General features: G+C 54.7%; 23 protein-coding genes. 15 read left to right on the forward strand and 8 right to left on the reverse strand.

The genetic code is table 11. The features are described 5' to 3' along the window. Nucleotides 1-23 precede the first annotated feature (23 nt). The gene (gene aaeR, locus LH23_RS03075) at nucleotides 24-971 is read left to right on the forward strand and encodes an HTH-type transcriptional activator AaeR (RefSeq protein WP_039288206.1); all 948 of its coding nucleotides are present in this window, start codon (nucleotides 24-26) and stop codon (nucleotides 969-971) included. 20 nt (nucleotides 972-991) lie between these two features. Here the strand turns inward: aaeR and tldD are convergent, their stop codons facing one another. From tldD to csrD, 8 genes are all read right to left on the reverse strand, one after another. Further along, nucleotides 992-2437 carry a metalloprotease TldD gene (gene tldD, locus LH23_RS03080; protein WP_039288207.1) on the reverse strand — a complete coding sequence of 482 codons (1446 nt, stop codon included), beginning with the start codon at nucleotides 2435-2437 and terminating at the stop codon, nucleotides 992-994. Nucleotides 2438-2523: 86 nt separating this feature from the next. Further along, on the reverse strand, nucleotides 2524-6336 hold the full coding sequence (gene yhdP / locus LH23_RS03085) for an AsmA2 domain-containing protein YhdP (RefSeq protein ID WP_039288209.1): 3813 nt from the start codon (nucleotides 6334-6336) through the stop codon (nucleotides 2524-2526). Between the two features lie 206 nt (nucleotides 6337-6542). Then, a complete protein-coding gene (gene rng, locus LH23_RS03090; RefSeq protein ID WP_039288211.1) occupies nucleotides 6543-8012 on the reverse strand; it encodes a ribonuclease G in 1470 nt (489 codons plus the stop codon). Beyond that, nucleotides 8002-8595: a Maf family protein gene (locus LH23_RS03095; RefSeq protein WP_039288213.1), complete on the reverse strand. Its 594-nt coding sequence runs from the start codon at nucleotides 8593-8595 to the stop codon at nucleotides 8002-8004. The genes rng and LH23_RS03095 overlap by 11 nt, the downstream gene beginning before the upstream one ends. A gap of 9 nt (nucleotides 8596-8604) precedes the next feature. Further along, entirely contained in the window at nucleotides 8605-9093 is a 489-nt protein-coding gene (gene mreD / locus LH23_RS03100) for a rod shape-determining protein MreD (RefSeq protein WP_039288215.1), read from the reverse strand. Then, on the reverse strand, nucleotides 9093-10079 hold the full coding sequence (mreC, locus tag LH23_RS03105; protein ID WP_008454901.1) for a rod shape-determining protein MreC: 987 nt from the start codon (nucleotides 10077-10079) through the stop codon (nucleotides 9093-9095). The genes mreD and mreC overlap by 1 nt, the downstream gene beginning before the upstream one ends. Nucleotides 10080-10142: 63 nt before the next feature. Next, the gene (gene mreB / locus LH23_RS03110) at nucleotides 10143-11186 is read right to left on the reverse strand and encodes a rod shape-determining protein MreB (RefSeq protein ID WP_000913396.1); all 1044 of its coding nucleotides are present in this window, start codon (nucleotides 11184-11186) and stop codon (nucleotides 10143-10145) included. Nucleotides 11187-11492: 306 nt separating this feature from the next. Next, nucleotides 11493-13433 (reverse strand): RNase E specificity factor CsrD, encoded by a 1941-nt coding sequence (gene csrD, locus LH23_RS03115; protein ID WP_039288219.1) that lies wholly within the window; start codon nucleotides 13431-13433, stop codon nucleotides 11493-11495. 207 nt (nucleotides 13434-13640) lie between these two features. Here csrD and LH23_RS03120 point away from each other — a divergent pair, with 207 nt between their 5' ends. From LH23_RS03120 to LH23_RS03185, 14 genes are all read left to right on the forward strand, one after another. After that, nucleotides 13641-14615: an MDR family oxidoreductase gene (locus LH23_RS03120; RefSeq protein WP_039288221.1), complete on the forward strand. Its 975-nt coding sequence runs from the start codon at nucleotides 13641-13643 to the stop codon at nucleotides 14613-14615. A 113-nt stretch (nucleotides 14616-14728) separates the two neighbouring features. After that, nucleotides 14729-15733, forward strand: a complete 1005-nt coding sequence (msrP, locus tag LH23_RS03125; RefSeq protein WP_039288223.1) for a protein-methionine-sulfoxide reductase catalytic subunit MsrP — start codon at nucleotides 14729-14731, stop codon at nucleotides 15731-15733. Next, the gene (gene msrQ, locus LH23_RS03130; protein WP_008454910.1) at nucleotides 15734-16333 is read left to right on the forward strand and encodes a protein-methionine-sulfoxide reductase heme-binding subunit MsrQ; all 600 of its coding nucleotides are present in this window, start codon (nucleotides 15734-15736) and stop codon (nucleotides 16331-16333) included. 231 nt (nucleotides 16334-16564) lie between these two features. Next, nucleotides 16565-17017 (forward strand): type II 3-dehydroquinate dehydratase, encoded by a 453-nt coding sequence (gene aroQ / locus LH23_RS03135; protein ID WP_039288225.1) that lies wholly within the window; start codon nucleotides 16565-16567, stop codon nucleotides 17015-17017. A gap of 22 nt (nucleotides 17018-17039) precedes the next feature. Continuing rightward, nucleotides 17040-17519, forward strand: coding sequence for an acetyl-CoA carboxylase biotin carboxyl carrier protein (accB, locus tag LH23_RS03140; RefSeq protein ID WP_008454913.1), 480 nt, complete (start codon nucleotides 17040-17042; stop codon nucleotides 17517-17519). 10 nt (nucleotides 17520-17529) lie between these two features. Continuing rightward, nucleotides 17530-18876, forward strand: a complete 1347-nt coding sequence (accC, locus tag LH23_RS03145) for an acetyl-CoA carboxylase biotin carboxylase subunit (protein WP_008454915.1) — start codon at nucleotides 17530-17532, stop codon at nucleotides 18874-18876. A 113-nt stretch (nucleotides 18877-18989) separates the two neighbouring features. Then, entirely contained in the window at nucleotides 18990-19232 is a 243-nt protein-coding gene (locus LH23_RS03150; protein WP_039288228.1) for a YhdT family protein, read from the forward strand. Continuing rightward, a complete protein-coding gene (gene panF / locus LH23_RS03155) occupies nucleotides 19222-20676 on the forward strand; it encodes a sodium/pantothenate symporter (RefSeq protein WP_039288231.1) in 1455 nt (484 codons plus the stop codon). Before LH23_RS03150 ends, panF begins: the two co-directional genes overlap by 11 nt. Nucleotides 20677-20687: 11 nt before the next feature. After that, nucleotides 20688-21572 (forward strand): 50S ribosomal protein L11 methyltransferase, encoded by an 885-nt coding sequence (gene prmA, locus LH23_RS03160; RefSeq protein WP_039288234.1) that lies wholly within the window; start codon nucleotides 20688-20690, stop codon nucleotides 21570-21572. 371 nt (nucleotides 21573-21943) lie between these two features. Beyond that, nucleotides 21944-22909, forward strand: coding sequence for a tRNA dihydrouridine synthase DusB (gene dusB, locus LH23_RS03165; protein WP_039288237.1), 966 nt, complete (start codon nucleotides 21944-21946; stop codon nucleotides 22907-22909). Between the two features lie 25 nt (nucleotides 22910-22934). Next, nucleotides 22935-23231, forward strand: a complete 297-nt coding sequence (gene fis, locus LH23_RS03170) for a DNA-binding transcriptional regulator Fis (protein WP_000462905.1) — start codon at nucleotides 22935-22937, stop codon at nucleotides 23229-23231. A gap of 290 nt (nucleotides 23232-23521) precedes the next feature. After that, the gene (locus tag LH23_RS03175; protein WP_039288243.1) at nucleotides 23522-23743 is read left to right on the forward strand and encodes a hypothetical protein; all 222 of its coding nucleotides are present in this window, start codon (nucleotides 23522-23524) and stop codon (nucleotides 23741-23743) included. A gap of 295 nt (nucleotides 23744-24038) precedes the next feature. Beyond that, entirely contained in the window at nucleotides 24039-25064 is a 1026-nt protein-coding gene (locus LH23_RS03180; protein ID WP_039288246.1) for an amino acid ABC transporter substrate-binding protein, read from the forward strand. Between the two features lie 71 nt (nucleotides 25065-25135). Continuing rightward, nucleotides 25136-26317, forward strand: coding sequence for an amino acid ABC transporter permease (locus LH23_RS03185; protein ID WP_039288249.1), 1182 nt, complete (start codon nucleotides 25136-25138; stop codon nucleotides 26315-26317). The last annotated feature ends 5 nt before the right edge of the window (nucleotides 26318-26322 follow it).

Consider the following 26322-nt stretch of genomic DNA (forward strand, 5'->3'; position numbering starts at 1 on the left):
TCACTTTTCACTCAGAGTGAACAATGGAACGACTGAAACGTATGTCGGTGTTTGCCAAAGTCGTTGAACTTGGCTCCTACACCGCTGCCGCAAGGCAGCTACAAATGAGCGTCTCTTCCATCAGCCAGATCGTGTCCAAACTGGAAGATGAGCTTCAGGTTAAGCTGCTCAACCGCAGCACCCGCAGCATTGGCCTGACCGAAGCCGGCAAAATTTATTATCAGGGCTGCCGAAAAATGCTGCACGAAGCGCAGGAAGTCCACGAGCAGCTTTACGCCTTTAACAACACGCCTATCGGCACGCTGCGCATCGGCAGCTCTTCAACTATGGCACAGAATGTTCTCGCCGACATGACCGCCGAAATGCTGCGTGAACATCCCGGCCTGACCGTCAACCTGGTCACCGGCATACCGGCACCGGACCTGATTGCCGATGGGCTTGATTTGGTCATTCGCGTCGGCGCTTTGCAGGATTCGAGCCTGTTTTCCCGCAGGCTGGGGTCAATGCCAATGGTGGTTTGTGCCGCCAAAAGCTATCTGCAAATTCACGGCTCGCCGGAAAAACCGGCTGATTTGGCTAACCATTCGTGGCTGGAATACAGCATCAGGCCGGATAACGAATTTGAGCTGATTGCGCCCGAAGGGATTTCGACCCGCCTGCTGCCGCAAGGGCGTTTTGTGACCAACGATCCGATGACGCTCAGCCGCTGGCTGAAAGCCGGGGCGGGTATTGGCTATGCGCCGCTGATGTGGGTGATCGACGAGATCAATAGCGGGCAACTGGAGATCCTGTTCCCGCGCTATCAGTCCGATCCCCGTCCGGTGTACGCGCTGTACACCGAAAAAGACAAACTGCCGCTGAAGGTGCAGGTCTGCATTAACTATCTGACGAACTATTTTGTGAAGGTAGCGGAGCTTTATCAGGGCGTGCAGGGCAGGAACGGGAAGGCAAAACAAACGGGCCGGAACTAGTCCGGCCTCATCATCGTCACTCAGGCAGTACCGCCCACGGTCAGGTTATCGACCTTCAGGGTTGGCTGGCCGACGCCAACCGGCAGGCTTTGGCCTTCTTTACCGCAGACGCCAACGCCGTTATCCAGCGCCAGATCATTCCCGACCATCGAAATTTGCTGCATGGTTTCGATGCCGGACCCAATCAGCGTGGCGCCTTTCACCGCCTTGGTCACCTTCCCTTTTTCAATCAGGTAAGCTTCTGAGGTGGAGAACACAAACTTGCCGGAGGTAATGTCTACCTGACCGCCGCCGAAGTTTGGCGCGAAAATACCGTAATCCACGGACTCGATAATCTCCTGCGGCGTGGATTTCCCGGCCAGCATGTAGGTGTTGGTCATACGCGGCATCGGCAGATGCGCGTAGGATTCGCGGCGACCGTTGCCGGTAGGCGCCACGCCCATCAGACGAGCATTGAGCTTGTCCTGCATATAGCCTTTAAGAATACCGTTTTCGATCAGCACGTTGTACTGACCCGGCACACCTTCGTCATCAATAGAGACGGAACCACGGCGGTTAGCCATCGTGCCATCATCCACCACGGTACAGAGTTCGGAGGCCACCAGTTGGCCCATCTGGCCGCTAAAGACCGAAGTACCGCGACGGTTAAAGTCGCCTTCCAGACCGTGACCGACAGCTTCGTGCAGCAGCACGCCTGGCCAGCCTGCGCCTAATACTACAGGCAGCATGCCTGCAGGGGCCGCAACGGCGGACAAATTCACCATCGCCATGCGCACGGCTTCTTTCGCCCAGGCATCCGCCCGCACTTCGCCGTTCACGCTTTCCAGGAAATACTCGTAGCCAAAACGACCGCCGCCGCCGCTTGCACCGCGCTCGCGCTTACCGTCTTCCTCAACCTGAACGCTAACCGACAGGCGCACCAGAGGACGAACATCTGCTGCCAGCGTCCCGTCCGTGGCCGCAACCAGGATTAATTCATACACGCCGGTCAGGCTGGCGCTAACTTCCTGCACGCGGGCATCCGCGGCGCGGGCAACACTGTCCACACGTCTCAGGATGTCGAGCTTCTCTTCACGCGTCATACTTGTCAGCGGATCGGCGCTGGTATAAAGCGCGCTGTGCGGAACGTTACCCAGCGTACGTGCGCGCCCGTCGCCCTGCTCACGAACGATGCTGCGAGCCGCATGAGCGCTTTGCTCCAGCGCCTGCAAAGTAATTTGATCGGCATAGGCAAACCCGGTTTTCTCACCGCTAACCGCACGAACGCCAACGCCCTGATCGATATTCCATGAACCGTCTTTAATAATGCGGTCTTCCAGCACCCAGGATTCATGATAGCTGGACTGGAAATAGAGATCGCCGTAGTCAAGACGGCGCTCGGACAACTGCCCGAGGATGGAAAACAGATCTTGATGGGTTAAGCCATTCGCAGACAGCAACTGCTCACTTACCAGGTTAAGACTCATCGTTTCGCTACTCTTATTGCTTATCGCCCGTTTGGCGAGGAATGGTTTATTTATGGAGCTTGCGGCAATTAACCGCTAACGTCAAATCAGTGAGCTTCGCTGGTGCGTGGCTGCCGCAGCACTTCATCAATTTTTGGTTTATCTACCGGGCCGGTAATGCTGTAGCGCAGCACCGAGATTTTACTCCACAGTGGGCCAAGCACTTTACTGGCGGCAAACACCGCGGCACCGATTATCGGGTTAACCGCAAAAGCAGTAGCCACGCCCACCGTCGCGGAGATTTCAGGGGCAACAACCGCCTCCATATTTAGCTCGCGGCGGACTAAGTCCACCGAGCCTTTCATCGCGATATCCGCTTCCAGTCCATCAACCAGCGTGTCGTCGGTATGCAATACGCCGTCTTTTATCCAGGCGGTGCTGCGAATTGAGTCGTAGTAGAAACCGCTGCCAAAGGTATCGCTAAAATCGAAACGGAGTTTACGGAGCAGCGCGTCAAAGCTGACCAGACGCAGAAGCTGGCCCGCATGGCCCGTGCTGACGTCGGTAATTTGCCCTTTCCCCAGCCTGGTATGCAGAATGCCATTCAGAGAAGCTTCATCCGGCTTCCAGGGCACCGCTCGCCAGTGCAGGTCATAATCAACGTCGAAAGAAGAACCCTGCAGCGGCGTTTTCACCCCAAAGAAGTTCGCGGCCGCATCGAGCTTCTCGCCCTTCAGCTTGCCTTTAAGGGAAGTACGTTCGCTACCAGGCTTATTCACCCATTCACCGTCGGCGGTAAGGCGAGCAAAGCCGGTATCAATCAGCCCATTGGCCAGTTGCAGCGTGTCGCCATTGATTGTCACATCCCCATCGATACGGCCATATTTCTGCCCCCACAGCCAGCACTCCGCGCAGCGCAACTGCACATTTGGCCAGCCACGGAAGCTAAGCGTATCGCTGTTTTCCGGGACCTGCAGCGTCTCCGTTCCGTTTGCACCACTCGGGAGAACGCTCCAGTTCGGGTTGAAATAAAGATACTTAACGTTGGCCTGCCAGGGCGCGTTGTTCTTCATGCTAAGCGAGGCATTAATTTCACGCCCCTGGGCCTCAACCTGCGTGCCATTCAGCACCGGGCGAGAAACCAGGCTCAGGTTATGCCATTGCTGGCCCGCCAGCGTTAATGCCGGTGTCCGCAGTGTTACTGCTGACGGGAAGACGGCAGATCCCCCCACGCTATCCGCTGCACCTTCGCTGAAAAGCGCCAGCCATTGGGCGCCGTCCATTGCAGGGAGATCGAGCTCCACGCCTGGTTGCTCTGGCAGAGGTGGGACGGTTTTGCTGTCAGTCGCCCAAATAGCCCGGTCGAGGGTAAGTTTCTTATTCAGCAGCCAGCGGCTGGAGAAGTGATTGAGCGCGCCCGCATTTCCGGTAAGATCGAAGCTCTTTAAATCGCCCTTAACGGCAATATTCAGCGGCAGCGCTGCCCCGGATTTTTTGTCCACCGGCGCAGGTAAGTGACTGCTCACATTCTTCAGATCGCCTGCCAGATCGACCTTGTAGCTGGCGCTGCCGTGATAAGGCAGTGTGATACCCACGTCGCCTTTCCACGCGATGTTCCCGCTGACCGCATCGTTGACCTGCTTCGGTAGCACACCGGTTTTATTGGGCTGCCAGTCGCCGCTCAGGTTGACGCCAATCTGATAGTCTTTATCGCCAGTTTTGGTGTTGAAGTTCAGGCTCACCGGCTGATTAAACCAGTTCGCGCTCATCGCTTCACTTTGCAAATCACCGTTGGTAAAACTGAATTTACCGCTCAGGTTATGCAGCGTGCTGTTCAGCGGTTTGATCAGCAGCGCGTTGTTGTTCAGCCGCACATCGCCTTTGGCCGTCGTCATTTCGCCGGTCAGCGGAATATCCAGATGTAAGCGGGCATTCACATCGCCGCCAATCTGGAGTTCATCCAGCGCGGCGGCCAGGGAATCATCCAGCGGCGTATCTTTGAAATAAGGCCCTACCGCATTGCCCGGGCCATTGATGTCGGCATCTATCAGCAGCTTTTCTTTGGCATAATCGGGAATGTTCGCCGTCAGATTACTGGCCGTCACACCGCCCAGCTTGACCGACTTGCTGTTCATCCACAGCCCGTTATTGATGAAATCGAGCGTGATATCGAGATTTTCCAGCGCAGGCCAGTCCGGCTGGAAAGCAAATTTAGCGTTACGAAGCGGGACGTAAACTTCAAACTGACCTTCGTTGTGCTCGTAGGGGAAAAGATGCGGGTTGCCGCCGTACACCAGCGTGGCATTATCGGCCTGGCCACCCTGAATCGCCGAGCTGAGATAATCCGTCAGCTCTTTGCCCATCAGGTTTTCCGGGAAGTAGCGCCAGGCGTCAGCGCCGTTATCGGTGCTAATGCCTGCCAAAATGCCCAGCCACGGATCGCCGCTGGCAGGCTGGAAGTAACGGAAATCACCCCGCGCCCAAACGGAACGGGCCTTAACATCAATGTTCTTGCCGTCTAACTGGAAACCGTCTGCGTTTTTCTGCCAGGCAAGCGTCGCTACGCCTTTCTCAATCTCAAGCGGCGCACGGAAGACGGTTTCATAGGGCATTTTTGCGTCGGTCATTTCGGCATTAAGCTGCCCGTTTGCGACGCTGCCGGTCACCGATCCGGAGAAATGTTCCGCACCCGGCAACAGTTTCCACTGTTTCCAGCTCACGTCTTTCCACCGGGCCTGCATACGAGTCAGGTCGGTTTGTTGGAGCGGAATGTCCAACGCCAGTACGTCAATGTGGCCCTGAGGCTGCAGAGAAGTCCAGATATCCCCCAGTTGAGGCGATATTTTGGCAGCAATAGGCAACAGGCCATTAAACCGATCCAGTTCCATATTGCTGGCGCGCACGCGCAGTTCATCGCTGCGCTGACTTTGTTTTCCACTAACATCCTGCGGCGCTATCCAGGCCACGGAGAGCGAGCCTTTCGGCCAGGTTTGGTTATCCAGCGTGATATTGGTGGAAGGGATAGAGAGTTGCCAGTTGGATTTCTCCCGGCTGACCTGCGCCATCAGATTATCGACCGAAAGCGAGTGCGTCACGCTATCGGTACCCGGCCAGCTTGCCCCGCCTTTTTTTAGCCAGATGCTGCCGCCGCTGATATCGCCTTCCTTCACGTCCATCCAGGCTTCAAGGCTAAAACGGGCGCTTTTCAGGTCGACATTGTCTTCCATCCAGCGTCCCAGCCAGGGCTTCACGTCAACGTCATCTGCCTGCAGCCAGACCTTGCCGTTATTCAGAATGCCGTTCTCATCCCGCAGATCCATACGGACGTTGGCCACGCCGTGCTGGCCGTTAAAGCTGGACAGGCTGACCTGGCCTTCCGCACGGTGGCGGTTTTTACCGTTGAGCCAGGTAAGCTGAGGAATAGAAAGTTCGGCCCGCTGGCCGGAGAGCGTCAGGAAGCTAAGGGAACTGTCGCGAAGATCGAAGTGATCGAACTGGCGGAGGAATAGATCGCTGATTCTATCCGCTTCCAGCGTACTATCGCCGCCATTCTGGCTGAGCGGTGTGTTGGTACGCATTTGCAGCTGATAAAAGGTCAAATCGCGAAACTGCCAGCGCGCGTGAAGCAGGCTTTGCCAGACATCCAGCGCCAGCGTAACGCGTTTAATACTCAGCGTGCCGCCGTCTTTGAGGCCGGCCTTAACGTCGCGAACATCAAGCGTGGGGCCAAAATTCTCCCAGCTTGCCTGTAAATTACTGGCTTCCACCGGCACGCCGGTGGCGGCTTCAATCTTATCCAGCAGCGCAGGCCGCCAGGCATCCAGGTGCGGCAAAACGAGCCGCAGGCCACTCACCAGTAGCGCGACGATAACAACCAACGTTACGCCTGTGAGCAGCAGAATGCCGGGCAGTCGCCTCACCTTTCTCTCCTTGTCAGCCTTACGGGCAAAATGCGCATCCGCGCATTTGAGGTTGCTGACAAAGAGGGAAAAAGCGTGGTTTTTCCCTCTTTGTGGTTATCAGCCGAAAATCAATGAATTGATTTTCCTGTTTTTTTTGACTAATCATCTGGTATTTCTTCTATCACCAGAGGTTTGTCAGCCGTCTGCAATGCGCATCCGCGCATTTACATCATCACGACGTCGAACTGCTCCTGATTGTAGAGCGGTTCAATCTGAACCTTGACCTGCTTACCCACAAAGATTTCTACTTCAGCCAGCGCGTGAGACTCTTCGCTTTTCAACGCTTCGCCCACCGCAGGAGAAGCATAGACCAGGAAACGGTCGGAATCGTAGGCATGATGCACACGAACGATTTCACGCATAATTTCGTAGCAGACCGTTTCTACCGTCTTTACAGTGCCGCGGCCGTGGCAGGTCGGGCATTCGTTGCACAGCACATGCTCTACGCTTTCACGCGTGCGCTTACGGGTCATCTCGACCAGGCCGAGCTGGGAGAAGCCGTTAATGCTTGTTTTCACGCGATCTTTACTCAGCGCCTGCTCGAGAGAATGCAGCACGCGGCGGCGGTGATCTTCATTACTCATATCGATAAAGTCGATGATGATAATGCCGCCCAGATTACGTAACCGAAGCTGGCGCGCGATAGCCTGAGTCGCTTCGATATTTGTATTAAAAATTGTGTCGTCGAGGTTGCGGTGCCCCACGAATGCGCCGGTATTAATATCTACCGTGGTCATCGCTTCGGTCTGGTCGATAACCAGATAGCCACCGGACTTCAGCTCCACCTTACGCTCCAGCGCGCGCTGAATTTCATTCTCGACGTCGTAGAGATCGAAAATTGGCTGTCGGCCGCTGTAATGCTCAATTTTGCTGGTCATCTCCGGCATGTACTCGGCGGTAAACTCCAGCAGCATTTCGTAAGTCAGGCGGGAATCAACACGAATTCTGTCCAGCGCCGCGTCGGCAAAATCACGCAATACGCGCTGGGCCAGCGCCAGTTCACCGTACATCTGGTAGCGGGTTTGATTACGTTTTTTACGCTCGCTGACCTTGGTCCATACGCGCTTCAGGTAAGCCGCATCAGAGGCTAAATCTTCTTCACACACGCCTTCCGCGGCGGTACGAATAATAAAGCCCCCATGTTCATCGCAATACTCATTCACGATGCGCTTCAGGCGGTCGCGCTCGGCTTCACTTTCAATACGTTGAGAAACACCAACGTGCGAAGCACCAGGCATGAAGACGAGGTAACGGGAAGGAAGCGTGATGTCGGTGGTCAGGCGCGCGCCTTTGGTGCCCAGCGGATCTTTGACCACCTGCACCATTAAATCCTGCCCCTGGCGGACCAGCTCGGCGATGTCGCGCACGCTAAAGTTCTTTTGCTCCTCACCGGCAACGCACTCGGTGTGCGGCATAATGTCAGAAGCATGAAGGAATGCCGCCTTGTCCAGGCCAATATCTACAAACGCCGCCTGCATTCCAGGCAACACCCGGCTAACGCGACCTTTGTAGATATTCCCTACTATTCCGCGGCGCGCTTCGCGCTCAATATGAATTTCTTGCAGTATGCCACCGTCAATATAGGCCACCCGCGTCTCTGATGGGGTAACGTTGACTAATAGTTCAGCCGTCATCTTTTCCTCGTCCGTCACGCAGCGCGTGAAAATTGCTCAGCAACTCACCAGTTTCCACCAGCGGTAATCCCACCACTGCATGATAACTGCCATTAATCCTTTTAACGAAACAGCCACCAAGCCCCTGAATGCCGTAAGCTCCGGCTTTGTCCATAGGTTCACCGCTGGCAATATAGTCGGCAATATCCTGTTCGGATAAGCGGCGGAAGGTCACGTCGGTCACCACCAACGCTTCCAGCACCTGACTGGCGTCGGCGACAGCAACGGCAGTCATCACCTGATGCTGATTGCCGGAGAGCAAACGCAGCATCTGTGCGGCATGCTCAGTATCCCGTGGTTTTTCCAACACTTCGCCGTTAAAGATAACGATTGTATCCGCACCCAGTACAGGCAAATCTTCGGCAGCCATCGCCACCCCGGCCTGCGCTTTTTCGCGCGCCAGACGGCGAACATACTGCTCCGCGCTTTCGTGCGGCTGCCGCTGTTCTTCAATGCCAGGCACGAGACGTTCAAAAGAAACGCCCAGCAGGGTCAGAAGTTCCTGACGGCGAGGCGAACCGGATGCCAGATACAACGTAGTCATGTTTACCTTTTACTGCACAGCGAATTGCTGGCGAACTTTGCGCATTAACAGGAAAATCCAGGGCCACAGGATACCGTTAACTACACTACTCCAGAACACTTCCGGTCTGAAAGAGACGTTGATCACTAAAAATTCTGACCAGAAAACAATGATGTCTGTGACCAGCGAGAGCAGCATGACAACCAGCGCCTGCTGCCAAAGGGCGAGGTTACGGAAAAGCTGGTATTTCAGCGCCACGAGGTAAGCCACAATACTTAATGATAGAGCGCGTACGCCAAGCGTGGAGCCGCTAATCAAATCAAGTATGGCGCCTACGATTAAACCCGTCCCGACATTCACGCGGTGCGGCAGGGCTAAAATCCAGTAAAGCAGAATCAACAATACCCAATCTGGCCGGTAAAACTTGAGGTCATCCGGCCAGGGCATCACCTGCAGCAGCAGGGCAATCAAAAATGAAAGCCAGATAACCCAACGGCCCTGGCTACGATAACTTCCCACTACTGTGCTCCCGTAGCAGGCTGTGTGATACCGGTTGCTGGCGCAGGGACCGGCGCAGGAGGGCCCATTGAACCTGGCGGCGGCAGAACCTGAGGCATCATCTGCATCAGGCGTTCATTGGCCACGCGGTGGACTTCCTCAGGCGGCATTGGTGACGAACCGTTTTTATCCGCACCCCAAAGCAACAACAGGTAGCGCAAGCGCTGCAGACCGGCGGTAGGACGAGCCTGAATCACGGTATAGGCGCGCTGAGTATCCAGCTTAACGGATGACACAACGCCAACCGGGTAGCCTTCAGGGAAGCGGCCGCCAAGACCAGAAGTTACCAGCACATCGCCGACACGAATGTCGGTATTGGCCGGAAGATGCTCCAGCTGTAGATCGTCCGTGCAGCCGTTGCCGGCTGCGATCACGCGGATATCGTTACGCAATACCTGAATCGGCAGCGCGTGGGTGGCATCGCAAATCAGCAGCACTCGGCTGGTCAGCTTCGCGACTGCGACAACCTGGCCGACAACGCCTTTATCACTGATGACCGGCTGGCCTTCGTACACGCCGTTCACGCTGCCCTTGTCGATCACCACCTGATCGCTGTACGGATCGTTAACGGTGGAGATGACCTGGGTCACCATTTTTTGCTCATCCTGACGCAGCGGGGAACCGAGCAGCTCGCGCAGACGCGCGTTTTCCTGCCGGTATTGACCCAGCATCAACAATTCACTGTTTTTCAGGATTAACTCCTGACGCAGAACCCGATTTTCAAGTTCAAGCTGGTCGCGCGAGGCCAGCGTTTGAGACACGCTGTCGAGTAATTCACGGGGACCATTAGAGACAAAATAGAAAGGACTGACGGCTGTATCCATGTATGTTCGGATCTGGCTGAACATACCGAGGCGGCTGTCGGCGATAATGACACCAAGCGCCACCAGCACCGCCAGGATAAGGCGAATCTGTAGCGACGGGCCACGGCTAAAAATTGGCTTCATAGGCTATGCGTATTCCCAAACCAGCAAGCAGGGGCAGCGAAAGCTCCCCCTGGCCTGTGGCTGTTACTCTTCGCTAAACAAGTCGCCGCCGTGCATGTCGATCATTTCCAGTGCCTTGCCGCCGCCGCGGGCAACACAGGTCAGTGGATCTTCTGCAACTACTACCGGGATACCCGTCTCTTCCATCAGCAGGCGATCGAGGTTACGCAGCAATGCGCCACCACCGGTCAGAACCATACCACGCTCGGAGATATCGGATGCCAGCTCTGGCGGGCACTGTTCCAGCGCAACCATCACCGCGCTAACAATACCGGTCAGCGGCTCCTGCAGTGCTTCGAGGATTTCGTTAGAGTTCAGGGTGAAGCCGCGTGGCACACCTTCAGCCAGGTTACGGCCGCGAACTTCGATCTCACGCACTTCATCGCCCGGGTAGGCAGAACCGATTTCGTGTTTGATACGTTCCGCGGTCGCTTCACCAATCAGTGAACCGTAGTTACGGCGCACATAGTTAATGATAGCTTCATCAAAGCGGTCACCGCCGATACGAACGGAAGAGGAGTAAACCACGCCGTTCAGGGAGATAACGGCCACTTCGGTAGTACCACCACCGATATCCACAACCATGGAGCCGGTAGCTTCAGAAACCGGCAGGCCTGCGCCAATTGCCGCAGCCATAGGTTCTTCAATCAGGAACACTTCACGAGCGCCTGCACCCTGTGCGGACTCACGAATTGCACGACGTTCAACCTGGGTAGCACCCACTGGCACACAAACCAGCACGCGCGGGCTTGGGCGCATGAAGCTGTTGCTGTGAACCTGTTTGATAAAGTGCTGCAGCATTTTCTCGGTCACGAAGAAGTCAGCGATAACGCCGTCTTTCATCGGACGAATAGCCGCGATGTTGCCCGGGGTACGGCCCAGCATCTGTTTAGCATCATGGCCTACGGCCGCAACGCTTTTTGGCGAGCCGGCGCGGTCCTGGCGAATGGCCACAACGGAGGGCTCATTCAGTACGATGCCTTGTCCTTTCACATAAATCAGGGTATTCGCAGTACCCAGGTCAATGGACAGGTCATTGGAAAACATGCCACGAAATTTTTTCAACATACTAAGGGATAATCCTGAAAGCTGGGGCGGATACAAAATCCGCTTACTTTACCAACCACACGCTACAGCGACAAGGCGCAAAAATGTTCTGCAACGGTGAAAAATAGTGCAGTTCACTACGGCTGTAACACTTTTGAAACGTCTTTCTACATGGCGTTCAGAAATGCGGCAAACGCGGTAGAATAAACGAACAGCTAACAGCAGCAAACCGGTTCATAACGGCTGCGACAATCTGGCCGGCAGGCTGACTAGCCCCCTTGAGATGCAGCGCGCGTTATTCTACGTGAAATAATGGCAAACGGCAGGTTAAACCGAGTATCTTTGTGAATATTTTTTCACATTACTGTCAAGCGGCTGAGATGCGGCGATAAAATCGCCCTGCGCCCCCTCAACCCCGTTATCAATCAGCGTCTGCCACTCGCCGCGGGTCCTCACTCCTGTGGCAAAAACATGGATTCGCGTCCCATTACAGGCTTCAACCAGGCTCTTCACAAAAAGCTGGTTTTCAGTACGCTTGCCGATGTTTCTGACCAGACCCGGATGCAGCTTAATTAACTCCACATCCAGCTCTTTTATATAAGTTGTGCTGACGACCGTTAATCCTGCCTGGATAATCACAACCCTTGCCCCTAACGCAGTGATTAACCTTACAACATGTTGTAATCGGCTGATGTGTTGACAGACATCTGCCTCAGCAAGTTCAAAAATAATCCGTGCTCGCTTCGATTTTTCGCACTGCATCAGTGAATCACGCAGCCAACGCTGGAAAGGCACGCGGATCAGCGAGTCGACGGTGATTTGAATAGCAAGGGTTTCTTCCGGCCAGAAGTTTAGCAGCGGCAGCAGCCGGGACACGATCTGCCGGTCATATTGTTCGGATAAACCAAACTGCCTGACCATCGGCATGTATTCAGCCGACAAGACTTCTTGCTCGCCGTCGAAGATACGGCACATGATTTCACGGTGGTGAACCACTCCATGCTTATCAACCGCGGGTTTCTGATAAAAACGCGGGCCGCCCTGCTTAAGTACCTGCTCAAGCAAAGTGCGCCATTTCACGTTGCCCCGGCCCTGTTCCGGGAGCTTGTCGTCGTAGACGGACCAGCTGTTGGCCCCCTGGAAAGCGGCATTGCGGGTCGCGATTTCCGCGTGCTCCATGACCTGCTCTTTTGTTTGCCCGCTGCGCCATGCGCAAATGCCGATATGCAGCATATCGCTGCGATCAACCATGCGGGTTGACGGAAGCGCATCCACGGCATTCAGCAGTTGGCTGGCGATACCGTCCGCTTCTTTCAGCGTTCGGTGCGGCAGCAATACCGCAAAATCACTGCGGAAATAACGGGCCAATAAGGCACCAGGATAGCGCATCACAAAGGTCGAGAGCAGGTTAACCAAAGTGAATAAGTATTCTTCAACCGGGCCATTGCCCCAGGTCTCTTTTAATAGCTCGAAATCAGGCAGGCGAATCATCATCACCACGCCGTGAGCGCCGACCTGCTCCTGGCCTTCCAGCAGCGTGGCCAGTTGGTTATCAAAGAACAAACGGTTATTAAGGCCGGTTTTAATGTCCTGGGCGGCAAATGCCCTGATCAGGGTATCCACTCGGCTTCGCTGCTCGCTAGCGCTTTGCAGATCGGAAAGTAGGGTATCCATGGCGCTGCTCACCAGCGGCGGCCATTCATGCACCGAACCACGCACTTCCGCCCCTCGCTCCCCGCTAATGATTTTTCCAGCTCTGATTTCGAGCAGCTCTTGCCCGGAAAGCTGACGCCTCAGCCAGCGCCCGGCCAGGAAGAGCACCACCAGCATAAAAGCGACCGCCGCAGTTAATGGCGTCGTGGTAAACATGGCGTGATAGTAGACGGCGATCGGGTCGAGATAAGTCAGCCGCAGCGTCATGCCAGGGTGCTTCATCAACGCGACGTTAATGGTGCGGTAGGTATATTGCGTCCCCACCGGGCGATAGCCTTCGGGTAAAACGTGCTGGAAGAGATAGGTTTTATCCGCCATCAGGCGAATTTCGGTGATGTCCACCGGTATCATCAGCTCGCTAAAGTGATCCACAAGATCCTGGGGCGAGCGTGAGACAAGCTGATTATCAATGATCGTGACAACAGCCATAATGCGCTGCTGAGTTTTGTCGTGAACAGAGTTATAGAAACTTAGCAGGCACCCAAAGAGCGTAACGAAAATCGCAAGCCCGGTTAAGAGGGTAATAAAGGCTGAAAGTTTCGTCGTTAATCGCATCCCTGTGCTAACTCCGGTTAGTGAAAATTAACCACACTCATCATGGGCCCCAAACGAGGAAGCATTAAATAGCAAAGGTCGACCCCAGGCAAACGAAACCCCTCGGGAATTTCTGAGCATTTATTGCGTCAGGTCGGCTCTTCACATCAGTATCGGAGTATAGTCTGCTAAGATTTTTTTCCCATTGCTACCGACCGAGGAACGCCCATGCAGGCATTAATCCTGGAACAGTCCGAAGGCCAAACCCTGGCCACGGTAAAAACACTCGACCACGACGCGCTGCCAGAAGGCAACGTCACCGTGGAGATTGATTACTCCAGCCTGAATTACAAAGACGCCCTGGCCATCACCGGCAAAGGCAAAATTATCCGTAATTTTCCGATGGTGCCGGGCATCGACTTTGCGGGCAAAGTGCTCACCAGTGAAGACGATCGATTTCAGCCAGGCCAGGCGGTGCTGCTCACCGGCTGGGGCGTCGGAGAAAGCCATTGGGGCGGCCTGGCCGAAGCCGCGAGGGTGAAAGGTGACTGGCTGGTTGCCATGCCCGAAGGTTTAGACGCACGCAAGGCGATGATTATCGGCACGGCCGGCTTTACCGCGATGCTCTGCGTGATGGCGCTTGAAGATGCAGGCGTGACGCCAGATAGCGGGGAAATCGTGGTGACCGGCGCAAGCGGCGGCGTGGGCAGCACGGCCATTTCGCTGCTGCACAAACTGGGCTATAAAGTGGCCGCCGTATCCGGTCGCGAAAGTACGCATGATTACCTTCGCAGCCTCGGTGCTGACCGCATTCTTGGCCGCGATGAGTTCGCCGAAACCCGCCCGCTGGAAAAACAGCTCTGGGCCGGTGCCATTGATACCGTAGGCGATAAAGTGCTGGCGAAAGTTCTGGCGCAAATGAACTATGGCGGCTGCGTGGCGGCCTGTGGCTTAGCCGGTGGCTTCGCGCTGCCAACCACCGTGATGCCATTTATTCTGCGCAACGTCCGTCTGCAGGGTGTGGATTCAGTGATGACGCCACCGGAGCGTCGCGCCGCCGCCTGGGCACGTCTGGTAAAAGACTTACCGGACGATTTCTACCAGCAAGCGACCACCGAAATCGGTCTGGCAGAAGCGCCAAAGTACGCCAGCGACATCATTAATAATGCCGCTCAGGGCAGAACCCTGGTAAAAGTGCGTTAAACCTTGCCCGAGGAGCGACATCCTGCCGCTCCTCAAATTTCAATTTTTCGTGACATATTCGCCGGAACGCTTTCTCTCGGTCATGCTTAGGCTATCGCTACGAGGAGAACGTCATGAAAAAGGTCACCCGGCTCACCGAAGCCGACGTTACGCCAGAATCCGTGTTTATGATGAAACGCCGCCAGGTACTGAAGGCTCTGGGCATCAGCGCGGCTGCGCTGTCACTCCCTCAGACCGCCAACGCCGATATTCTTTCCTGGTTCAAAGGTAACGATCGCCCACCGGCTCCTGCTGGCAAACCGCTGACGTTCACTAAGCCAGAAGAGTACCAGGCCAAACTGGCTCTGACCCCGGAAGACAGAGTCACGGGCTACAACAACTTCTATGAGTTTGGTCTGGATAAAGCCGATCCTGCCGCTAACGCCGGTGGGCTAAAAACCGACCCCTGGCAGATTAAAATCAGCGGCGAAGTGGCTAAACCCATGACGCTCGATCACGATGACCTGTATAAGCGTTTCCCGCTGGAAGAGCGCATTTATCGCATGCGCTGCGTCGAGGCATGGTCGATGGCCGTACCGTGGATTGGCTTCCCGCTCAATAAGCTGCTCGCCCTGGTTGAACCCACCAGCAATGCAAAATACGTTGCCTTTGAAACACTTTATGACCCGGAGCAGATGCCGGGCCAGAAGGACCGATTCATCGGTGGTGGCCTTCAATATCCTTATGTCGAAGGATTGCGGCTGGATGAAGCGATGCATCCACTCACACTGTTAACCGTGGGCGTTTATGGTAAAGCTTTGCCGCCGCAAAACGGCGCGCCGATTCGCCTCACGGTGCCGTGGAAATATGGCTTTAAAGGCATTAAATCTATCGTCAGCATCAAGCTGGTGCGCGAACTGCCGCCTACGACATGGAACCTTGCCGCGCCTAATGAATATGGTTTCTACGCCAACGTAAACCCGCACGTTGATCACCCTCGCTGGTCGCAGGCTTCAGAGCGCTTTATTGGCTCGGGCGGCGTACTGGACGTTAAGCGCCAGCCTACTTTGCTGTTTAATGGCTACGCAGACCAGGTTGCCTCGCTGTATCGCGGCCTGAATTTGAAGGAGAACTTCTGAGTGCGCCTGACGGTAAAACAGATTACCTGGCTGAAAGTGGGGCTTCATCTGGCCGCTTTTCTGCCCTTCGTCTGGCTGTTTTATGCGGCAAGCCAGGGACTTTTCAGCGCCGATCCGGCAAAAGACATTCAGCATTTTACCGGCAGAATGGCGCTCAAACTGCTGCTGGCGACGTTACTTGTCACGCCTCTCGCGCGTTACGCTAAACAACCGCTCTTGATTCGCACCCGCCGCCTGCTGGGGGTATGGTGCTTCGTCTGGGCAACGCTGCACCTCACCAGCTATTCCCTGCTGGAACTTGGGATCAGCAATCTTGGCCTGCTTGGCCAGGAGTTAGTGAGTCGCCCTTATCTGACGCTGGGCATCATTTGCTGGATTATCCTGCTGGCATTGGCCGTAACGTCTACCCAGCGAGCACAGCGTTTTTTGGGGGCTCGCTGGCAGAAACTGCATAACTTCGTCTATCTGGTCGCGATCCTCGCGCCAATTCATTTCCTCTGGTCGGTTAAGATTTTGTCCCCTCAACCCTTGCTTTATGCTCTGGGCGCTATCATTCTTCTTGCACTTCGCTACAAGAAGTTTCGCCAGTGGTGGCGCTAACCGCAAAGCGTGTGCTTCTCCGCAGAATAAACATCAATCGGTATCTACAACTGGATATCGGTTGATCATCTTCCCTGATAAGACCAGTATTTAGCTGCCAAATGCTACGAAATCGTTATAATGTGCGACTTCGGTTTTTTCGGACGACCATTTTCGGCTCGAAAAGGTGACAACCGGAAAACTTAGGTATATTTTGTAAATTGCCTACTAATCGCAGGAGATGGCAGCACGATGTCGGGTGAATTTCACATTTTGCTTTTGAATGGCCCTAATCTGAACATGCTGGGCACCCGGGAGCCGGATAAGTACGGCCACCAGACGTTAGCAGAAATTGTTAACACGCTTGAGGCAGAAGCAACAAGCCTTGGCGTGACGCTCAGCCACCTGCAATCTAACGCCGAATATGCGTTGATTGACCGAATTCATCAGGCCAAAGACACTGTCGACTTTATCCTGATTAATCCGGCCGCGTTCACGCATACCAGCGTCGCGCTGCGCGATGCGTTACTGGCGGTGGATATCCCGTTTATCGAGATTCACCTCAGCAATGTGCACGCGCGTGAACCGTTCCGCCATCATTCCTATCTATCAGATAAGGCCGTCGGCGTGATCTGCGGATTAGGCGCTGACGGCTATTCATATGCTTTACAGACGGCGGTAAAACGCCTGTCAAAATCCATCTAAACAAAGAGTACGGAACCCACTCATGGATATTCGTAAGATTAAAAAACTGATCGAGCTGGTTGAAGAATCAGGCATCGCTGAACTGGAAATTTCTGAAGGCGAAGAGTCTGTACGCATCAGCCGCTCCCCGGCAAACGCTGGTTTCCCAATGATGCAACAGGCTTACGCTGCACCAATGTACCAGCCGCAGCCACAGCCGGGTCTGGCTCAGGCCGTTGCACCAGCCGCAACCCCAGCAATGGAAGCCCCTGCAGCTGCTGAAGTCAGTGGTCACATCGTACGTTCCCCAATGGTCGGTACCTTCTACCGTACCCCTAGCCCGGACGCCAAAGCGTTTGTGGAAGTGGGCCAGAAAGTTAACGTTGGCGACACTCTGTGCATCGTTGAAGCAATGAAAATGATGAACCAGATCGAATCAGATAAAGCCGGTGTGGTAAAAGCAATTCTGATTGAGAATGGTCAGCCGGTAGAATTTGACGAGCCGCTGGTCGTCATCGAGTAACGAGGCGAACATGCTGGATAAAATTGTCATCGCCAACCGCGGCGAGATTGCACTGCGTATTCTTCGTGCCTGTAAAGAACTGGGCATCAAGACTGTCGCCGTGCACTCAAGCGCGGACCGCGATCTGAAACACGTATTACTGGCGGATGAAACGGTCTGTATCGGCCCGGCTCCGTCCGTAAAAAGCTACCTGAACATCCCGGCAATCATCTCTGCGGCGGAAATTACCGGCGCGGTCGCGATTCACCCGGGTTACGGCTTCCTGTCTGAAAACGCCAACTTTGCCGAGCAGGTTGAGCGCTCCGGCTTTATCTTCATCGGCCCGAAAGCTGAAACTATCCGCCTGATGGGCGACAAAGTTTCCGCGATCACCGCGATGAAAAAAGCGGGCGTACCGACGGTACCAGGCTCTGACGGCCCACTGGACGGCGACATGGATAAAAACCGTGCCCATGCAAAACGCATCGGCTACCCGGTAATTATCAAAGCCTCCGGCGGCGGCGGCGGTCGCGGTATGCGCGTAGTGCGCAGCGACGCGGAACTCGAGCAATCCATCAACATGACGCGTGCGGAAGCCAAAGCGGCTTTCAACAACGACATGGTTTACATGGAGAAATACCTCGAGAACCCACGCCATATCGAGATTCAGGTTCTGGCCGACGGCCAGGGGCACGCTATCTATCTGGCTGAACGTGACTGCTCCATGCAGCGCCGCCACCAGAAAGTCGTTGAAGAAGCACCAGCCCCGGGCATCACGCCTGAGCTGCGTAAATTCATCGGCGACCGCTGCGCCAAAGCCTGTATCGACATTAACTATCGCGGCGCAGGTACTTTTGAGTTCCTGTTCGAAAACGGCGAGTTCTATTTCATCGAGATGAACACCCGTATTCAGGTAGAACACCCGGTTACCGAAATGATCACCGGTGTTGACCTGATCAAAGAGCAGCTGCGTATCGCAGCCGGTCAGCCGCTGTCCATCAAACAGGAAGACGTTCACGTTACCGGCCACGCGGTGGAATGCCGTATCAACGCCGAAGACCCGAACACCTTCCTGCCAAGCCCGGGCAAAATCACGCGCTTCCACGCGCCTGGTGGTTTTGGCGTGCGTTGGGAATCGCATATCTACGCCGGTTACACTGTACCGCCGTACTACGATTCAATGATTGGGAAGCTCATCTGCTACGGCGAAACGCGTGAAGTGGCTATTGCCCGCATGAAAAACGCCCTGGCAGAACTGATCATCGATGGCATCAAAACCAACATCGATCTGCAGACCAAAATCATGAACGACGAAAACTTCCAGCACGGTGGAACAAACATCCACTACCTGGAGAAGAAACTCGGTCTTCAGCACTAAGTTTCCGTTGAACATGTCGACAAAAGGCCGGATTTCCGGCCTTTTTCTTTTTTTATCCTCCAACAGGATGGATGCGTTACAATCCCCGCTTTCTGCGAACTCAAGGGACAAAAATGGACAACCGTTTTGTTCAGGCCCATAAAGAAGCGCGCTGGGCGCTCTGGCTGACCTTGCTCTATCTTGTCGCATGGTTAGTGGCTGCTTACTTACCTGACAATACGCAGGGGATCACCGGCTTGCCGCACTGGTTCGAGATGGCCTGTCTGCTGGTACCGCTGCTGTTTATCCTGCTTTGCTGGCTGATGGTGAAATACTTATTCCGCGACATTCCTCTGGGGGATGATCATGCAAAATGAAGTGATTGCCGTGCTGGTTATCTACCTGATCGCGGTCTTTGGCCTTTCCGTTTACGCCATGCGCCAACGCACCTCCGGCACCTTTCTGAGTGAATATTTCCTCGGCAGCCGTTCGATGGGCGGCTTCGTGCTGGCCATGACGCTGACCACCACCTACATCAGCGCCAGTTCGTTTATAGGCGGCCCGGGCGCCGCCTATAAGTTCGGCCTGGGCTGGGTGTTGTTGGCCATGATTCAGATCCCGACGATCTGGCTTTCGCTGGGGATCCTTGGGAAAAAATTTGCTATCCTGGCGCGCCGCTATAACGCCATCACGTTGAATGACATGCTCCAGGCTCGCTACCAGAATCGGGCCGTCGTCTGGATTGCCAGTATCAGCCTGCTGGTTGCGTTTGTCGGTGCGATTGCCGTCCAGTTCATCGGTGGCGCTCGGCTGCTGGAAACCGCCGCAGGTATAAAGTATGAAACTGGCCTGCTGATTTTCGGGATCACTATCGCGCTCTATACTTCTTTCGGCGGCTTCCGCGCCAGCGTACTCAACGACACCATGCAGGGCATGGTGATGCTGATAGGCACCATCGTGCTGCTGGTCGGCGTAGTTCATGCCGCAGGCGGGCTGGGCAACGCGGTACAAACGTTAGAACATATCGACCCGAAACTGGTCAGCCCTCAGGGTGCGGGCGATATTCTGACACCAACGTTTATGGCCTCCTTCTGGGTACTGGTCTGTTTTGGTGTGATCGGCCTGCCCCACACGGCGGTACGCTGCATCTCTTATAAAGACAGTAAAGCCGTCCACCGAGGCATTATCATCGGCACCATTGTGGTCGCGATTCTGATGTTAGGCATGCACCTTGCTGGCGCGCTAGGTAGAGCAGTTCTCCCGGGCCTGACGGTGCCGGATCTGGTGATCCCTACGCTGATGATGAAGGTTCTGCCACCGTGGGCCGCTGGGTTATTCCTGGCCGCGCCAATGGCCGCCATTATGTCCAACGTTAACGCACACTTGCTGCAGGCCTCCGCGACAATCGTGAAAGACCTGTGGCTTAGCGCAAGTCCGGCTAAAATTCATCAGGAGCGCCGCCTGAAGCGCATTTCGACCACCACTACGCTGGTGTTGGGCATTCTGATGATGCTGGCCGCCTGGCGACCGCCAGAGATGATTATCTGGCTAAATCTGCTGGCCTTCGGAGGCCTGGAGGCCGTTTTCCTGTGGCCACTGGTGCTGGGCCTCTATTGGGAGAAAGCGAACGCGGCAGGCGCGCTGAGCGGCATGATTGTCGGCGGCGTGCTGTACGCGGCGCTCGCCAGTTTCGGCCTGCAGCTCCTGGGCTTCCACCCGATTGTGCCTTCGCTCCTGTTCAGCTTGCTGGCGTTCCTGATCGGTAACCGTTTTGGTCGTGCCGTCCCGGAGCCCCTTCTTGTTTCCACTACTGATAAATAAAGAGTTTCGCCATGCCATGGATCCAACTGAAAATTAACACCACCGGCGGCAACGCTGAAAGCTTAGGCGATGCGCTGATTGAAAGCGGGGCGGTTTCCGTCACCTTCCAGGACACCCACGACACACCGGTCTTTGAACCGCTGCCGGGTGAAACTCGCCTTTGGGGCGATACCGACGTTATCGGCCTGTATGACGCGGAAACAGACATGGTAGAAGTGGTCGCTATCCTTGAGAACTGCCCTTTGTTAGGCCAGGGCTTCCACTACAAAGTGGAACAGCTGGAAGACAAAGACTGGGAGCGCGAATGGATGGATAACTTCCACCCAATGCGCTTCGGCAACCGCCTGTGGATCTGCCCAAGCTGGCGCGATGTGCCGGATGAAACTGCCGTGAACGTGATGCTCGACCCGGGCTTGGCATTTGGCACCGGTACCCACCCAACCACCTCGCTGTGCCTCGAATGGCTCGACGGCCTGGATCTGGCAGACAAAACCGTGATCGACTTCGGCTGCGGCTCCGGGATCCTGGCAATTGCGGCCCTCAAACTGGGAGCCGCAAAAGCTATCGGCATCGATATCGATCCGCAGGCGATTCAGGCGAGCCGCGATAACGCCGAACGTAACGGTGTTTCCGACCGACTCGAGCTTTACCTGCCGAAAGACCAGCCAGAAGTCATGAGCGCCGATGTGGTGGTCGCTAACATCCTGGCTGGCCCTCTGCGTGAGCTAGCGCCGCTAATCAGCGTGCTGCCGGTTGAGGGCGGTTTCCTTGGCCTTTCCGGCGTTCTGGCAAGCCAGGCCGAAGGCGTTTGCGAAGCTTATGCCGATAAATTCACGCTTGATCCGGTTGCGGAAAAAGAAGAGTGGTGCCGTATCACCGGCCGCAAGCACGGCTGATGAAAATAACGGCATACGGACGTCGAGTCGTGTGCCGTTTCTAGCCAGTTTTAGTGAGTAAGCCGCATGTAAAAATGAGAGCTTGTTCGCATAAAAAACCCAAAACTGGCCACAAAAACAGCGGTTTATCTGGTAAAAATAGCCTGTTGGACAGCATATTTCTGCTAACTTTCAGGAAAATTTAAAACAGCATGAAATAAACGAAAAATCCTAACTCGCTGATTAATTGAATGAATTACGTATTCTGGCCGCGTTTGTTGCCGCTTCATTGATCTGTGACAGAGGATTGTTCAAAGTTTGGCCTTTCATCTCGTGCGAAAAATGCGTAATATACGCCGCCTTGCAGGCACAGTATGGTCATTTCTTAACTCATGCGCATCGGACACCACCAGCTCAGAAATCGCCTGATCGCAGCACCTATGGCTGGCATCACTGACAGACCATTCAGGACGCTGTGCTACGAGATGGGAGCCGGGTTAACCGTTTCCGAGATGATGTCCTCTAACCCGGAAGTTTGGGCGAGCGACAAATCCCGTTTACGCATGGTTCATGTGGATGAACCGGGTATTCGCACCGTGCAAATTGCCGGCAGCGTACCGGAAGAGATGGCAGAAGCCGCGCGAATTAACGTGGCTAATGGCGCCCAGATTATTGATATCAATATGGGTTGTCCGGCAAAAAAGGTGAATCGTAAGCTCGCAGGTTCAGCCCTTCTGCAGTACCCGAGTCTGGTAAAGGACATCGTGACGACGGTAGTGAAAGCAGTGGATGTTCCTGTGACGTTGAAAATTCGTACCGGCTGGGAGCCCGCGCACCGTAACTGTGTAGAGATTGCCCAACTGGCTGAAGACTGTGGGATTCAGGCTCTGACAATTCATGGACGCACACGCGCCTGTTTATTCCAGGGCGATGCTGAATACGACAGCATTCGGGCAGTTAAGCAGAAAGTTTCCATTCCGATTATCGCGAATGGTGACATTACTGACCCGCTTAAAGCCAGAGCTGTACTTGACTATACGGGGGCTGATGCCCTGATGATAGGCCGTGCGGCTCAGGGAAGACCCTGGATCTTTCGGGAAATCCAGCATTATCTGGACACTGGAGAGCTGCTGCCCCCCTTGCCTCTGGCAGAGGTAAAGCGCTTACTTTGCTCGCACGTTCGGGAACTGCATAGCTTTTATGGCCATGTAAAAGGTTACCGAATTGCGCGTAAACACGTCTCCTGGTATCTCCAGGAGCACGCTCCAAATGACCAGTTTCGGCGCACATTCAACGCCATTGAGGATGCCAGCGAACAGCTGGAGGCGTTGGAGGCATACTTCGAAAATTTTGCGTAAACAGAAATAAAGAGCTGACAGAACTATGTTCGAACAACGCGTAAATTCTGACGTACTGACCGTTTCTACCGTTAACTCTCAGGATCAGGTAACCCAAAAACCCCTGCGTGATTCCGTGAAACAGGCACTGAAGAACTATTTTGCTCAACTGAACGGTCAGGATGTGAATGACCTGTATGAGCTGGTACTGGCTGAAGTAGAGCAGCCATTGTTGGACATGGTGATGCAATACACCCGTGGCAACCAAACCCGCGCTGCCCTGATGATGGGCATCAACCGCGGTACGCTGCGTAAGAAACTGAAAAAATACGGCATGAACTGATACTAATCAGTTAGTGTTGTGAAAAGGCGCGACTCGGCATGGGAAAGCGCCTTTTCTCTTTTCTGCCCCCGAATCTGACGTTTTTCCTCATCATTCATCGCTGCATCGCCCTTTCCTTCACTTTGTTTACACTTCACACGCTTTGCAATTATTCCCCGATCCTGTGGTCTGAGTCGCAGTGGTAAAATAGCCACATTCACACCGGTGCAGCATCCGTGAAAGCTTCGTACCTTTATGGGCACCTACGAGAGCAATCCCTGTTCCGGCGTTTGGTAAAACCGAGGTTCAAAATGACTAAATTCATCGCCGTCGCATTGCTCACTACTTTTCTGGCTGGCTGCGCGACCGATTCTCCTTGCGTACCGGTCTACGACGACCAGGGGCGCCTGGTGCACACCAATACCTGTATGAAAGGCACCACCCAGGATAACTGGGAGACCGCTGGCGCGATTGCCGCCGGTACAGCTGCCGTGGCAGGCGTAGCCCTGGGTATCGTGGCACTCACCAAATAAGTCCCCCTCTACTAAAGCGCGAGGCTCTCGCGCTTTTTTGTTTCTTCCTCCTGCAACACCTGAATCATTTTGCTCTGAAATGCGCCGTTTGTTGCAGGCCTGCACTATTTCGGCGCATTTTTTTTGCCCATATCTTCACTGCTGTCTGCCTTCTTCTTCATAAGACGCCCCCGCAAAAACCTGGCATCCCCTTTGCTTTAAAGACTATGACTCGGGCATTTGCCACGAATACGGATCTGGCTCCTCCCTGGGCCACTTCGCCAATAACGATAATTTTGCCACTCAGGATGCATTTATGAAGAAGATGATGATCGCCACTCTGGTTGCTACCGGCACGCTGTTTGCGATGGTTAATCAGGCTCACGCAGGCACTACACTGGACGCCGTCAAAAAGAAGGGCTTCGTGCAATGTGGGATCAGCGATGGTCTGCCGGGCTTTTCTTACGCTGACGGCAGCGGCAAGTTTACCGGTATCGACGTGGATGTTTGCCGTGGTGTTGCAGCGGCTGTCTTCGGCGATGCTTCCAAAGTCAAATACACTCCGCTGACCGCAAAAGAGCGCTTCACGGCGCTGCAGTCCGGCGAGGTAGATATCCTTTCCCGTAACACCACCTGGACTTCCTCCCGCGATGCGGGCATGGGGATGGTGTTCACCGGCGTGACTTATTACGACGGCATCGGCTTCCTTACCCACAATAAAGCGGGCCTGAAAAGCGCTAAAGAGCTCGACGGTGCCACAGTTTGTATTCAGGCAGGGACCGACACCGAGCTGAACGTCGCCGACTACTTCAAAGCCAACAAGATGAAGTACACGCCGGTCACCTTTGACCGCTCAGATGAATCAGCCAAAGCGCTGGAGTCTGGACGCTGCGATACCCTGGCCTCAGATCAGTCTCAGCTCTACGCCCTGCGCATCAAGCTTAGCAACCCGGCCGAGTGGCTCGTGCTGCCAGAAGTCATCTCTAAAGAACCCCTGGGGCCTGTTGTACGCCGTGGGGACGATGACTGGTTCTCCATAGTGCGCTGGACGCTGTTCGCCATGCTGAATGCTGAAGAGATGGGCATTAACTCTAAAAACGTCGACCAGATGGCTGCCAACCCAACCACGCCGGATATGGCGCACCTGTTAGGGAAAGAAGGTGATTTCGGCAAAGACTTGAAGCTGGATAACAAGTGGGCCTACAACATCGTTAAGCAGGTCGGCAACTACGCTGAGATTTTCGAGAGCAACGTCGGCGCCCAAAGCCCGCTGAAAATCAAACGCGGCCAGAATAACCTGTGGAACAACGGCGGGATCCAGTACGCCCCACCAGTTCGCTAAGCGAAAGACCAGAACAGGGCACTGCCCATTGCGGTGCCCCAGATTTATGTTCCTGTTACTGAGGTTTGCTTATGCGTCATCACCGCCCAGCCGTGAAGGCCGACTTATCTTTTTCTAATCCCTCGGTTCGCGCCTGGCTGTATCAAATCGTCGCCATCGCCTTTGTTATTGGTGTGGCGGTTTATTTGATTCACAACACCATTACCAACCTGGACAGCCGCGGTATTACCTCCGGTTTTGCCTTTCTCGATCGCGCCGCCGGGTTTGGCATCGTCCAGCATCTGATTGATTACGATCAGGGAGATACCTACGGCAAAGTCTTTGTTGTTGGGCTGCTAAATACCCTGCTGGTGTCTGTCTTGTGCATTGTATTCGCTACGTTTATCGGCTTCTTTGTCGGCCTGGCACGACTCTCTGATAACTGGCTGGTGCGTAAACTCTCTACCTTTTATATAGAGACGTTTCGCAACATCCCCCCACTGCTGCAAATTTTCTTCTGGTACTTTGCCGTCCTCCGTAATCTGCCGGGCCCACGCCAGGCTTTGGATGCCTTCGGCCTGATGTATTTGAGTAATCGTGGCCTGTCTCTTCCGGCTCCGATTATGGGGGAAGGCCTGCTGGCATTTGCGGTTGCCATTCTGTGTGCGCTGGTCGTCTCTGCGGGCCTGTATCGCTATAACAAAATGCACCAAATGAGAACCGGGCAGATTCGTCGTACCTGGCCCGCGACGATCGTCTTGATCGTTGCACTCCCGCTGCTGGCGCATTTGATCTTCGGGGCAGCCCTTCATTGGGATATCCCGGCTCTGCACGGTTTCAACTTCAGCGGCGGGATTGTACTTATTCCTGAGCTGGCGGCTTTAACGCTGGCGTTGTCTGTTTACACCTCGGTGTTCATCGCGGAAATCATTCGTTCAGGTATTCAGTCCGTCCCCTTTGGCCAGCACGAGGCGGCTTTGTCCCTGGGTCTGCCTAAGCAGGTCACGCTGCGCCAGGTGATTGTGCCCCAGGCGCTGAGAGTCATCATTCCGCCTTTGACCAGCCAGTACCTGAACATCGTCAAAAACTCTTCCCTGGCAGCGGCCATAGGTTATCCGGATATGGTGTCTTTGTTTGCCGGCAGCGTGCTGAATCAGACGGGCCAGGCAATAGAAACCATCGCTATCACGATGTCCGTTTATTTGCTTATCAGCCTGGTTATTTCGCTGCTGATGAACGTCTATAACCGCCGCATTGCCCTGGTCGAGCGTTAAGGAAT

This window comes from Cedecea neteri (assembly GCF_000758305.1).
In the GTDB taxonomy this organism is placed as follows: Bacteria; Pseudomonadota; Gammaproteobacteria; order Enterobacterales; family Enterobacteriaceae; genus Cedecea; species Cedecea neteri_C.